The sequence below is a fragment of the Maribacter aestuarii genome (genome assembly GCF_027474845.2).
Lineage (GTDB): Bacteria > Bacteroidota > Bacteroidia > Flavobacteriales > Flavobacteriaceae > Maribacter > Maribacter aestuarii.
The window spans coordinates 3,006,634-3,020,166 of sequence record NZ_CP107031.2; the positions used below are offsets into that span (position 1 = coordinate 3,006,634).

Consider the following 13,533-nt stretch of genomic DNA (forward strand, 5'->3'; position numbering starts at 1 on the left):
TAGCTTTTTTCTTTTAGTATCTTAGTCGTATAATGGATATATGATCAATGATCATATACAATTGTTCTTTGTTATTAAAATAAACTACAGACCAAATGAGACATTTCTATTTAACTTTCTTAGTGATTTTCTGTTTATCCTTCTCGATGCGAGCTCAAAGTCAAGATACGCTAGTAGACGTTGGGGGTTATAAAATACATTTTAACATAATAAAAGGAACAGGAACTCCAATTCTTTTTGAAGCTGGTGCAGGTAATGATGGTTCTATATGGGATAACATATTAGAAAAAATTTATAAAGTTACTGGCACAACATTAATCACCTATGACCGCTCAGGATTTGGACAAAGTGAAGTAAATCCAAATCTAACAAACGACTCGGATTTTGGAATATTAAATGGCATTAAAGAACTAGAGACTGGTCTTTCTAAGCTGGGTTTTGACAATGAAATTATACTTGTTCCGCATTCCTACGGTGGATTTTATACAACGCTTTATGCATCACGTCATCCTGATAAAGTAAAATATGTAGTTCGTATTGATGCAAATTTAGTAGGAGTTTATACTGATGAAGTACTGAAAATCATGGATGAAGAAGAATCTCCTCCCAAAACTCCTGAAACACTAGGCATCTATTATCTTGTAAAAAACTATCCGGAAACCGTTAAGGTATTACGTAAAATTGATTTTCCTAAAAATGTTCCTGCTATAGATATTATTTCACCTATTAACAGAGGTTATCCTGACAAATACTGGGCGTTAATAAAAAAAGTCCATAAAGATTTTGTTAATACTGAATCTAATCGAGTTGAAATTATCGCAGAAGGAAGTGGTCATTATATCTTTAAGGATAATCCTGGACTTATCATAAATACCATTATTAAAGCCTACTCAGAAACACTAGACGAAGGGAAGCAAAATGCGATATTACAAAAGGCTCTAGATAACGCCATAAAATTATCTATTGAAGCTAAGAAGAACAATCGTTCAGAACAAGATTTGAATACACTGGGATATTCATTTTTGGGAAATGAAGAATTAGATAAGGCTTTAGAAGTTTTTAAATTAAGCACAATTTTATTTCCAGATAGTTTCAATGCATATGATAGTTATGGTGAAGCTTTATTAAAAGCAAATCGAAAAGCAGAAGCAATAGAAATGTATGAGAAATCAATCGAATTGAATCCAGAAAATGAAAATGGGAAAAAGGTTTTACTGCAATTGAAACAAGAATAACAACGTAACACGAAGGCTATAGCAAATAGGGGTCTGTATAATTTATTGGAATGGGTATATTTTTTAAGTCCGGTATTGTTGTGTTGGTTTTACTCATAAGTTTGTCCACTAACGGAGTGTCGAACAGTCCACCCTTAGAGGTCTTGCGGAAAGAGGGGAAATAATTTAGCTGATTTCTTTTAGTATCTTAGTCGTATAATGGATATATGATCAATGATCATAAACAATTGTTGTGCAACATTTGACTAAAATTAGAATAGATGACTAAATACCAGAAATACAAATTGATAATTCTAGCTGTTTTTTGCTTTTTCCTATTGTTGATACTTTGGAATTATTCCTCGAACGGCAGATATACTATCAGAGAAGAAAGCTTAATAATATTAGACACTAAAACTGGTACTATGTACATACCATCTGGGAAAAAATATTTAGAGTTAAAGGACTTCACAGAAAATTAGATTCATCCATTATGAAAAAAATTATACTTCTTTCTCTAGTTGCATTATTTTATTGCTCTTGCAACAATTCGACATCTACCGATAAAGAACCCGAAAAATCACAGACTGAATTGGATTACGAAATAGCAGATATGTTTTTGGAATTTGATGCGGAAAAAATTGGACTGATTTCTATTATCAAAGACATTCCACAAGAAAAAGCCAATTCAGTATTAAGAGATTATTTAGCAAAAACATTTCGTTCAACTATTCAAACAATGGAAGACCCAAGTTATGTTGTAAAAGTAATTGACACCATAGCTAATGAGAATGATTTACCGAAAAAATTAACTGCATCAATAATTTTCAGTTATCAGTACGAGATGATAACAAGAGATGAAATTATTGAGGACTATCAAGATGAAATGTTAGACTACCAAAATGAAGTAGACCAATATTAGTAATGAGTAAGCTACAATTGACAATAAAGGTAATTTTAATAATCCTTTTTTTGGGTTGCTTACTAAATTGGGAATATGGCTATTACCAATTGGTTAGATTTTTAGGAATGGTAGGTTTTGGAGTTTTAGCATATTACCATTATAAAATAAATCAAATCTGGTTTTTAATTTGGCTTTCATCTGCTGTTTTAATTAATCCGATTTTTAAAATCGCTCTTGGACGAGAACTATGGAATTTAATTGACATTATTTGGGCGATTTTGCTATTAATTTCAATATTTACCGACAAACAAAAGGAATTAAAAACATAAAAAACGTTGCACAACAATGGCTATAATTAATTGCTTGTTCTTGCCTACTTCTGAAAATCCTCGCGGACTTTCTATCGGTGATTTATTTGCTAACTTTATCGCTCAAACCACGCAACTAACCATACACAAGACCATTGTGGTTAATTATAAAAATGTTACTTAAAGAATCATCAGTACTCCGAAAAATACCTTCAGTGATAGAAGAGAAACAACTTCTAATATTGGATTCTTTACGGTTCACAATTGACATAGTCGATTATAATTATGAAAACATTGAAAACAGGATTTTAAAAATTTCGGAAGGTAAGGAAAACAAAAAATTTCCTCAGCTTTTTAACTATACATGGTGTTTCTTAGATAGCATTAGAAGATTTATAATGCTTTTTCAGGTTCTTGCAACAGATGACAACTATGAGATGATTGAACCTATAAAATATGTTAATGATTCTAGGAATACATATCAACATATGGAGGCAAGGATTGACGAGTCTCTAATTGACAATCGGCAACCCTTTTATGGAAAATTAAAATGGACTTATCACGATAAAATATCTAAAGAAGCATATCGATTCATAGCTATTAGCGGAATACTATATGGAGACCCTGGAAAGGTGGATTTCGTGAATTTTGATGAAAATCGGTTAATTGAGAATATTTACTTAGAAACGGTAGATAAAAAACAGAAGACTGAAATAAACATTTCTCAATTATACTTGGATTTCAAAGGAGTGGTAAAGGATTTGGAGACAGGACTAGAAAAGAAAATATCTGAACATAATTTGGAGTTAAATAATTGGGCTTCAACACAAGACATAATACTGAAAGTAAAAAGGACTATACCGCCTGAAAAATAACTAAGAACAACAAAGGCTAACATTCATTGCTTGCGGATTTCCTAAACGGAAATCATGCGCAAAAAGCTATCTTTAGGTTCAGCTGCCCCGATAGCTATCGGGGTTCGGACGAATTACATCAACGAACCTTAGCCCAACCGTTACCTGCAAGCTAAAAAAGGCCTCTTAAAATCATAAAACGGTCATATGCAAAATATGAATACTAAAACTATAATAATGCGGACAACGGCTTTAGTAATTTTTATCTTTTTTCAGATAGGTTCAATTAAAGGACAGACATCTTTAGATAATATAAATCTAAAAAAAGGAGCGTATAACGTAGGTTTTAAGCATTATGTAGCTATTGACAGTACGAGGACTTATCAGGTGAAAAATGACTTTAATAATAAATTAGTTTTTAGGCCAATACCAATTAGCATATGGTATCCAGCTGTAATTAAAAATAAAAATTCCAAACAGTTAAAGGTTTTGGATTATTTGGAGATTTTAAAGGAAGAGGAAGAATCGAAAAATTTACCAAACGAGTTGTTGTTAGATTGGTTTCCTGAATTAGGGAATACCCCTCAAAATAGGAACCATCTGACCGAAAAAGTAAATGCTTTCACAAACACCAATTTTTTAGAAGGTAACTTCCCGGTCGTAGTTTATGCACCGAGCTATCAAGCTTCGTCCATTGAAAATTTTGTCTTGTTTGAATATTTGGCAAGTAATGGTTTTGTCGTGATTTCGAGTCCTTCAAGAGGAACGGAAACAAGATGGCTAGAAGGAGGAACCACTAAAGATATGGAAACACAATCTAGAGATGTGGAATTTCTTTTGAAAGAAATTCATAAGTACGAATATATAGACTCCGATAGCATAGCGCTTATGGGTTTTAGCTTTGGTGGGCTGGTAAACGCTATAACGGTCATGAAAAATCAGGGTATAAGCGCAATAGTGAGTTTGGATGGGACCGAAAGATACAATTATCCTGTACTAGAAAAATCACCTTATTTCAATTTGGATAGGTTTGACATACCTTATATCCATTTTGCACAAAAAGATATTCCAGAAGAAGTTTTGACTAGCGATAAAATTCCTGCAGCGTTGAATTATAAATTTCAACTGTACGACTCTTTAAAATATAGCAATGTCTACAGTTATAAATTTCATGACCTTACACATTCCTATTTTGGAAGTATTGGCGTTTTATTTTCATACCGGGACCAAAGACAAGATAAAAGTGATGATAAAATCATGGCGTCCTACAAGCTACTTTCGGAACACACCTTAGGGTTCTTAAATGCCATTTTGAAAAATCAAGAGAACGCAAAAAAGTTCATTGAAAATAGCCCTGATAAAAATGGTATTTCGGAAAACTTGATTTCAAAAAAAATGAAAAAATCAGTAACAAAAGAACCTGATTTTTATGATTTAGCGCTCAATCAGGGATATCTAGATTTAATTCCATTATATCAAAAAGAAATAGCAAGAAATCCAACGCTAAAGCTGGAAGAAGCTATGTTGAACAACCTTGGTCTTCGGTTATCATTTAACGCTGGAAAGATGGATAAGGGTATAAACGTCTTTTTATTGGCAGTACATATCTACCCGAACTCAGCAAATTTATATGATAGTTTGGCCTTAGCCTACTTTTACAACAAGGATACTGAAAACGCAATTGCTAACTTCAAGAAGTCATTGGAATTGGACCCCAGTAACCAGCATGCAATTGACAGACTTAAAGAGCTGGAAAAGTAAAACAGCGATTAACAACGACCATTCTGAAAAGCTGCAGTCCAATTTTCTCAATACAATAAACTTAACACTTTCCGTCACTTCCCAATTAATCCCCTAGCTTTGCGGTATTAAAAGTCAACTTCATGTCCTTATTTACTGATTTTAAGATTTCTACCCCGTTACGCAATGCTTTGGAGGATTTAGGTCTGGAAAATCCCACCCCGGTACAAGAACAGGCATTTCCAGTGGTGATGAGCGGAAAGGATGTGGTGGGGATTGCCCAAACCGGTACCGGAAAGACCTTTGCTTATCTTTTACCCATTTTAAACTCCTTGCCCTTCTCTAAAGAAAAACATCCTAGGGTATTGATTATGGTGCCTACAAGGGAGTTGGTCGTGCAGGTGGTAGAAGAGACGGAAAAGCTGGGGAAATATGCTTCCGTTAGAGTGCTGGGCGTTTACGGTGGTACGAACATGAACCGCCAAAAGGAAGCCTTGGCAGAAGGAACGGATATCGTAGTTTCTACCCCTGCGCGGTTATACGATTTGGTATTGGCCAGGGCACTACAATTAAAATCCGTTAAGAAATTGGTTATTGATGAGGTGGACGTAATGCTAGATTTGGGCTTTCGGTTTCAGTTGACCAATATCTTTGAATTGCTGCCGACACGCCGGCAGAACATTATGTTCTCCGCCACCATGACCGATGATGTAGATACGCTTATCCACGATTTTTTCACTGGTGTGGAAAAGATTTCCATTGCGGTGAGTGGAACTCCTTTGGAGAATATAAAACAATTGAGCTATGCCGTTCCTAATTTTTATACCAAGGTTAATTTATTGGTCCATTTACTTCAAGATTCAGAGGCCTATCATAAAGTATTGATTTTTGTTTCGAACAAACGAAGTGCCGATTTGCTTTTTCGGGAATTGTCCGAATTTTTTAGTGAGGAACTATGTATCATCCATTCCAATAAGACCCAGAATTATAGGCTGCGCTCCATACAACAGTTCGATTCCGGTAAAAACCGCATATTGGTCACCACTGATGTTATGGCACGTGGCTTGGACCTTACGGAAATTTCCCATGTTATCAATTTTGATGTGCCCCGATACCCCGAAAATTATATGCACCGGATAGGTAGAACCGGTAGGGCGGAGAAGGAGGGAACCTCAATTTTATTATTCTCTGACAAAGAGAAAGAGGACAAAGACGCTATTGAACAATTAATGTCGTATCAAATTGAAGTACTAAATCTTCCTGAAGAGGTTAAAGTTGTCACGCAGTTAACCTATGACGAGCAACCCAAGCATATAGAACACGATAACCCTCTTAAAATTAACGAAGAGGAACGTGGCGCCGGTTTCCATGAAAAGTCTGAAAAAAACAGAAAGGTAAATCAAGGCGGGTCTTACAGGCGTATTATTGAAAAAAAATATAAGAAACCCAAAACACGGGGCGATAAGAATTTCGGAAAACGAGGAAAAAAATAAGCTTACAAGATTGGTCTTTATTGGCGCTCTTCAAAAGGAACAATTATGCCTTTCTCCACATAGCTTTTTAGGCCCAATAGTAGTATGGCCCAACAATAGGAAGATCTTTTAAAATGTTCATTGCATTGGGGCCATCCCCTGTGGGAAAAATTGAGTTGCGTCCCATCGCTTATTGCCTTAAGGTCAAAACCAAAAGTGGTGCTGTCCCAATCTGCATCGGATTCAGTCATCGAAATATAAAATTGCTCATTGGTTTTGCATTTCACGACTTCGCTATACCAATCGTACTCCGCCGTAAAAAAGAAATTATAGATTTCACCTTCGCGAGGTATTCCCGAACATTTTTTGGTCCACCAATGATTTAGATGCTCCGGATGCGTTATGGCCTCAAAAACTTTTTGAGGTGCGGAGAGGATCGTCAGATTGTGATATATGGAAAAGGAATCCATAAATGTGCTCTAGTTGTATTCTTTACTTTAAAGATAGTAAATCATCCAATCGGTTAAAATTCATCTCCAAGTAAGCGGTTTGAAGAGTTGGATTTAAGGTCATTTCTAATAAGATCAATATTAAGACAACTTAAGCTTCTCTTTTAAAAGCTCACTTTGATTCCCAAACAACCGATAAATTACCAATTCTTTCGGTGTGTTGATTTCGAGGTCCATTTCATTTATCGATACTTTTTTGCACTTTATCTAGATTTTCTACGGTAACCGAAAAAGCCTGTATTTCAGCGTCATAGGAAGTATGTAAGGCCATTTCTACGGTTATATTTATAAGACCCAAATGCTTATAATGAAATCTTTATTAACCTTAGTAGTAGTTCTCTTTTTTGGCACTGTTGCTTTAGCCCAAAATTCAAATAGCAATGATAAAGTGGACATTCTTAAAATGGATATTGTTTTGGTTGCTAGCGATGTTGGCGATTTCAGTTTTCCGAAAACTTCGGATCATACTGAAAAAAGCGTAGCTCGTTTATACCGACACAAAAACTCCCGAGTTAAAAAAGCGTTGACTTTTAGTACCAAGAAGAGCCGACCAAAATTGGCATAATCCTTGAACTATAAATACCGAAAGTGAATCGAATCACTTTTGTAAATACAAATGCTATGTTATTATTTTCAATTTTAGTACCCGTTGCTTTAATAGTCACCTATCTCGTAACTTTTCCGAAAACGAAAGGTGTAGTTCGTCCATTAAAGGTTCCCGTGGATAAAAGAAAGTTTTAAGTAAGACTGAGTTCGTTTAGATTTGCACTGAAATACTAGTCTTTTATTCCCGGCTGTTTTATCGAATAATTTTCTTTTTGTTTGGCCTCATCTACCTGCAGTTTTACATCTGCTAGTAGTGCTTTGGCATCGTAAACAATCCCGTCCTTAATGGTGTATTTCACACCGCCAACACGTACTACTTCATTATCCTCCGTAAGTTTAATGGCTCCGGTTCCATAAAGGACTTTAAGGTTTGCCAGCGGATTTTCTTCTACCACAACAAAGTCTGCCAATTTCCCAATAGCAACGGAACCTATCTTATCGTCCATGCCCAGGGCTTCAGCTCCGTTCAAAGTGGCCGAACGAATAATTTCTAAGGGATGAAAACCGGCTTCGCGCAAAAGTTCCAGTTCCCGTATATAGGCAAATCCGTATAACTGAAATATAAAACCGGAATCCGACCCCGTAGTTACACGTCCGCCCCTATTTTTATATTCGTTGATGAAGGTCATCCATAAATCATAATTATTTTTCCACGCAACTTCTTGTTCCGTACCCCAATCATGCCAATAGGAGCCATGGGATATCTTGCTAGGCTGATAAAATTCCCAAAGGGAAGGTAAGGTATAATCTTCATGCCATTCGGCTCTTCTTGCTCGCTGTAAATCCCTACTGGCCTCGTAAATATTAAATGTTGGGTCTAGGGTAAAATCCAGTTCCAGTAGTTCGTCCATCACGGCATTCCAATGGTCGGAATAGGGTTTAGCCGCTTGTGCCCATAGTTTACCCGCATTTTCAAAGCGATGTTGTTCGTTTTGATAGTTGTAATCCAAAGGATAATCCTGGACGGTGGTATTGTCGAATAACGCTTCTGGTAACCCGTACCAATGCTCCATGGAGGTGAGTCCGGCTCTTGCGGAATGTAACACGTTCCATCTGGCCACACTTAGTTGAGCGTGATGACACGCCGAGCCTAACCCCAATTTTTTATTTTCATCCAATGCTGCGGCCATAATTGCGGGTTCGGCTCCAAAGAACTTAATGCCGTCAGCTCCTTTTTTAGCATTCGCACGGACCCATTCGCGTGCCTGTTCGGGCGTTGAAATTGGAATATCGTTTAAGGGATTAAAAGTCTTACTGGTTTGCCCAAATCCGGTGTAGGCCATAATGCGGGGTGCAATAATCTCGTTCTTGGCGCTTTTACGTTTTAAGTCCATCGTAAAATCGACGCCTCGGCCGCTGGGTTCACGAACCGTAGTAACCCCGTGTGCCATCCATAATTTGAATACGTAATCTGGTTCAGCACCTTGTGCCGTGCCACCGATGTGGCCATGCATGTCTATAAAACCCGGAAGTAAGTACATTCCGTTACAATCCAGCTCCTTGCCACCCGCCATCAATTTTGGTCTTTTGGTTTCATCGATTGCGACCCCAGGATAGCCAACTACTTGAATCTGTTTGATGATGTTGTCCTCCACAACAATATCAATGGGTCCCTGTGGTGGCGCTCCGTTTCCGTTAATGAGCATCACGCCTCTTATAATTAATTGTGAATGCGGCCCGTCTCCTTGTAGGGACTGGGACTGGGTGATGTTGATTAAGAGCAATGTTATTAATAGTAAGAAAGGCGATTTTTTCATGGTCGGTTATTTTATTTCAGTAATCAGTAATCAGTAATCAGTAATCAGTATTAAGAGTGTTGATAGATTAGAATTTTAGTTTTGTGATTTTTCTTTAGCAAGTTTAGGTTACCACTAACCAGTATCAACATTAATAAACTATCTCTATTCAGGAACCTCAATTTTATCCCCTAAAAACAACGCGTTTAAAAATAACCGGTTCGTACCATACCAAGAACCTCGGAAATTTGGATTATCGGCGAACATTACAACACGACCACTTCCCAATTTGCTTACGATAAGTGAGGCAGATGGTTTTAGGTATTCTTCCATGTTCTTTTCCGTAATAAATCCATCAATATGTGGGTCGCTGGCGTATTTGGCCACGGTTGCATATTCATTTGTACTTGGAGCCAACCATACGGTATTATTCTTGTAAATCGGAATGCTAGCGTCACGATAACCAAAGGCTAGGGGATGCGTAACATCTATATCGGCCTTTAAAATAACCCCACCAACACTTTCTTTTCCAATATTTTCCCCGGCATCTACATAAGGTTTGCGCTCGGTTGTTTTTGTAGAGTCCTTCTCGACCTTGGTCAGCTTTTCTTTTACCAATTCTTTGTCTATGACCCATTTGCTAGCCGTTCCAATAGTTATCAAAGTATTGCCTTTACTGGTCCAATCCTTAATTTTTTCTTGTTGTTTCTTGGTCAAGTCATACCTTCCGGAGACCATTACCAATGTATTGTACTTGTCCAAATTTGCCCGGTCAAAATTGCGCACGGGAATCTTGGTAATGGGCATGCCCACCCTTGTATCCAGTAAATGCCAAATTTCTCCGGCCTCATAGGAACGCACGCCATCACCAATTAACATGGCGGCTTTTGTTTTTTTCATAGGAGTTACATATCTACTTCCCATATCAACTCCGCCTAAATTCAGCCCTGTTTCCACTGCGTAGATAGGAACATCATATTTATCCTGCACTTCCTTTATAATTTCAAAGACCTTATCAGCTTCCTTCTTTTGAAGGCTTACGGGTATGAGCACGGTACCATAATTAAACTTTTTAGTTCCGCTTCCTATTTTTACGGTGAAAGGCTTGGCTGCGGAGGAGGCTACAATGTCGTTTTTTTGCAAATGATAAACGGCGGCAGGCGCATTATAATCGTCCCAGTCCATCACATAGGCATAGTCCGATTTTTGCACTGGGGTTACTTTAACCAGGTTCTCCGTAGTCGTAATTTTCTCCCCTAAATTGAGCCCGTTTACAGCCTTATACTTCATATTGTAGAAGTTGGCCACGGACCATGCCGATGCGTCATAATAAACACTATCCCTATATTTATCGTATGTTTCGAACATCGTTTGTACCATCCTGTACTGTGGCTGTTGCGTTGGCACAACAAACTTGCCTCCAGATTTATAAACATCTATTTTATGTAATAAGAGTTTGTCTATAAAGGCTTTATTTCTGTTTTGGTCATAGGCATCTCCAAATGTATAGCCACGTATTTTACTTTTTGCAGCATTAGTTAGGGCACTCTTAAAGAAATCTTGTTGATACTTTCGCATATAGCCTTTATTCGCCACCGCTGTTTTAACCGTCGTCATGCTAGAGGTATATTGATTTCTTATGGTAAAAGGGAACGTAATTTCTCCAAAGGGTGTTGTTTGCCGATGACCTCTAGAACTTGCCTGTTCAAACAGTAGCCCTAAGCCACCTTGAAGATCAGGGTAAGAAGATCCGTACCCGGGGTAAGTTCCGTCAAAAACCTCTTTGGTAAAATACAGTGAACCAATGCTATCCAAAGCTTTGGCAAATTCGTTACCAAAAAGTGTATTCAAATCCTCATAGTTCTCCTTAGGCATAATCGGGTTTAAGGAGCCGTTGGTTTTCATGGGTTCAAAGAAATAGGTGCTTTGTGAGCCCATTTCATGAAAATCGGTCACTACATTGGGATACCACTGGTGGTACCAATTCAATTTTCCACGACTCTCCGGATTTATAGCCAGTAACCAATCGCGATTCAAGTCGAACCAATAGTGATTAGTCCTACCGCCGGGCCAATATTCATTATGCTCGGCATCTTGTGGGTCTGCCACTTCCGGCGAACCTTGGTAGGTATTTGCCCATTGGGTATGTCGGTCGCGGCCATCAGGATTAATCGTCGGGTCTATGAAAATGACCGCATTATCAATATAGTTGAGGATTTCGGGATTCTCTGAAGCCACAAACGTATAGGCTGTTAAAAGTGCGGCTTCCGAGCTAGACGGCTCGTTACCATGAACGTTATAGGCAAGATTGATGAAAATTGGTACTTCCCCATAATTAGAAACCGATTTAGAGGGGTCTGTGAATGCCAAATGCGATTGTTTTATTTCTTCAAGATTAGTAAGGTTCTGTTGACTTGTAATAGTTAAGATTACCAATTTTCGTCCTTCATGTGTTTTACCATAATAGTGAATGGAAGCCCTATCGGAAACTTCGGCTAATTTTTCCAGGTAGGCCACAATCAAATCATGACGCGTATGGTGTTCCCCGATACCATAACCCAGAAAAGCTTCTGGAGATGGAATCTCGGCATTAAAGGGTTTATATTTTTGAAAGAAGTAATCTTGTCCGTATGTTGTACTTAGCGAAATAAAAAAGAGAAAGAGTAATTTTTTTAGCATGAAACGGGTTTTTGAATTAGCCGCTTAAATATAAGTATTATCCCAAGAAAAAGAACCCGGAATAATGACTTTATATACCCGATTGCGAAGTTGCTGGAAAGTGTATGCTACGATTAAGAAACAGGTGATAATTGCTGTTTTACCTCTCTAAACTTGATGATATAGTTCGTGCCCTTTTTATTATTATCTCTTTGGATGGTGCCCTTCAATTGCCTTGTAAGATTATAGATAAGTTTTAGGCCAAGGGATTTGGTATTCTTATAGGTGACATTTTCTGGATAACCAACACCATTATCACCGATGTTCAAGGTGTATTGTTTGTCTATTTCTTTTTTAAGGGCGATGTATATTTCACCTTCCTCTTCATCCGCAAAGCCATATTTTAGGGCATTGGTGACGGCTTCATTGATAAGAAGCCCTAACGGAATTGCCGTATCTATGCCCAACTTAATTTCTGGAATATCGATGTTTAACTGCACCTTACTATCCAATCCTTTAATTGAACGGATTAAATATTCACTTAATTCTTGTACATAGGATTTGTACTCAATATGAGCAATGTCTTTTCTCATATATAGCATTTCATGGACCATTGCCATGGAAATTACTCTATTCTGCGTACTTTTTAACAATGCTTTCATTCTAGCCTCCTCCACATTTCTGGATTGAAGACTAAGTAAGCTGGAAACCGTTTGTAGATTGTTTTTCACTCTATGATGGACTTCTTTCAAGAGGGTTTCCTTTTCATCCATTTGTAGCATCAAGGCCTTTTTGGATTTATATAGGGCATTGTGGGTTTTCAATAAGGTTTTTCCAAAGATGTTTCCCAATAGATATACGGAAAAGAGTACTGAGAAAAGGTTGAAAAGGTTCTGTGACGACGCCGGGACAACATTGTATGTAAAAGAAAAATCTGGAAGACTCTGTGAAAATATTAAAATGACCAAAAAGAAAATAAGGTTCAAGTAAATCTGACCGTATTTTTTAGTGGTTACGTATCCTGCAAAGACAATCAAGGCCAAAGTAAAAATAAATGGGCTGCTTATACCACCACTGTAAAGCGTGATGATCAAGGCACTTACCAATGCCATTATAGAAGAAATATTGTATGTAGAAGTTAGGCTACTATGTTTTTTAAAGATTACGGTATTCAAAAGATTTAAAATTCCGAATGCAACAAACACATAGGGGATTATTCGTGTAATGTCCAATACGAAAAAACAGACTAGTCCAAATAAGATGGCCAGGAAACTTGCTACATAGTTAACCTTTAATACCAGCTGAATCCTATCCTTAAGTCGCTCTTGGTCGATATTGAAATCGTTCATAAAATTAGATTAGTTACCGGGTTTAAGGAACGTTTAGTTCTGTAAAGCTAATTATGTTTTAAATATAAATCCAAATACTTTATAAAAAGTTAAAAATAAATAGAGTACGGGCAAAATTGAAACTCTTCACAACAAAAAAAGCATCCGATTATGGATGCCTTTTTTTTAAGATTTAAATATTTT

11 protein-coding genes are annotated in these 13,533 nt (G+C 37.2%); 7 read left to right on the forward strand and 4 right to left on the reverse strand.

All coding sequences use genetic code 11. The annotated features are described in order from the left end of the window. Nucleotides 1–95 precede the first annotated feature (95 nt). The 6 genes from N8A89_RS13740 to N8A89_RS13765 all read left to right on the forward strand — a co-directional run bounded on the left by N8A89_RS13740 (nt 96) and on the right by N8A89_RS13765 (nt 6,513). A complete protein-coding gene (locus N8A89_RS13740; protein WP_281542757.1) occupies nt 96–1,235 on the forward strand; it encodes an alpha/beta hydrolase in 1,140 nt (379 codons plus the stop codon). A 472-nt stretch (nt 1,236–1,707) separates the two neighbouring features. Then, nucleotides 1,708–2,136: a hypothetical protein gene (locus N8A89_RS13745; RefSeq protein ID WP_281542758.1), complete on the forward strand. Its 429-nt coding sequence runs from the start codon at nt 1,708–1,710 to the stop codon at nt 2,134–2,136. 2 nt (nt 2,137–2,138) lie between these two features. Continuing rightward, nucleotides 2,139–2,447 (forward strand): DUF6804 family protein, encoded by a 309-nt coding sequence (locus N8A89_RS13750; RefSeq protein WP_281542759.1) that lies wholly within the window; start codon nt 2,139–2,141, stop codon nt 2,445–2,447. Nucleotides 2,448–2,599: 152 nt separating this feature from the next. Further along, on the forward strand, nt 2,600–3,301 hold the full coding sequence (locus N8A89_RS13755; RefSeq protein WP_281542760.1) for a hypothetical protein: 702 nt from the start codon (nt 2,600–2,602) through the stop codon (nt 3,299–3,301). Nucleotides 3,302–3,517: 216 nt separating this feature from the next. Beyond that, entirely contained in the window at nt 3,518–5,041 is a 1,524-nt protein-coding gene (locus N8A89_RS13760; protein WP_281542761.1) for a tetratricopeptide repeat protein, read from the forward strand. Between the two features lie 122 nt (nt 5,042–5,163). Beyond that, nucleotides 5,164–6,513 (forward strand): DEAD/DEAH box helicase, encoded by a 1,350-nt coding sequence (locus N8A89_RS13765; protein WP_289644473.1) that lies wholly within the window; start codon nt 5,164–5,166, stop codon nt 6,511–6,513. 17 nt (nt 6,514–6,530) lie between these two features. Here the strand turns inward: N8A89_RS13765 and N8A89_RS13770 are convergent, their stop codons facing one another. Next, nucleotides 6,531–6,962 (reverse strand): SRPBCC family protein, encoded by a 432-nt coding sequence (locus N8A89_RS13770; protein ID WP_281542762.1) that lies wholly within the window; start codon nt 6,960–6,962, stop codon nt 6,531–6,533. 346 nt (nt 6,963–7,308) lie between these two features. On the opposite strand from N8A89_RS13770, the gene N8A89_RS13775 reads away from it, so the two are divergent. Continuing rightward, nucleotides 7,309–7,566 (forward strand): hypothetical protein, encoded by a 258-nt coding sequence (locus N8A89_RS13775; RefSeq protein WP_281542763.1) that lies wholly within the window; start codon nt 7,309–7,311, stop codon nt 7,564–7,566. A gap of 211 nt (nt 7,567–7,777) precedes the next feature. Here the strand turns inward: N8A89_RS13775 and N8A89_RS13780 are convergent, their stop codons facing one another. The 3 genes from N8A89_RS13780 to N8A89_RS13790 all read right to left on the reverse strand — a co-directional run bounded on the left by N8A89_RS13780 (nt 7,778) and on the right by N8A89_RS13790 (nt 13,350). Next, the gene (locus N8A89_RS13780; protein ID WP_281542764.1) at nt 7,778–9,364 is read right to left on the reverse strand and encodes an amidohydrolase family protein; all 1,587 of its coding nucleotides are present in this window, start codon (nt 9,362–9,364) and stop codon (nt 7,778–7,780) included. 144 nt (nt 9,365–9,508) lie between these two features. After that, the gene (locus N8A89_RS13785; RefSeq protein ID WP_281542765.1) at nt 9,509–12,022 is read right to left on the reverse strand and encodes a M14 metallopeptidase family protein; all 2,514 of its coding nucleotides are present in this window, start codon (nt 12,020–12,022) and stop codon (nt 9,509–9,511) included. A gap of 113 nt (nt 12,023–12,135) precedes the next feature. After that, nucleotides 12,136–13,350 carry a sensor histidine kinase gene (locus N8A89_RS13790; RefSeq protein ID WP_281542766.1) on the reverse strand — a complete coding sequence of 405 codons (1,215 nt, stop codon included), beginning with the start codon at nt 13,348–13,350 and terminating at the stop codon, nt 12,136–12,138. Nucleotides 13,351–13,533: the final 183 nt, after the last annotated feature.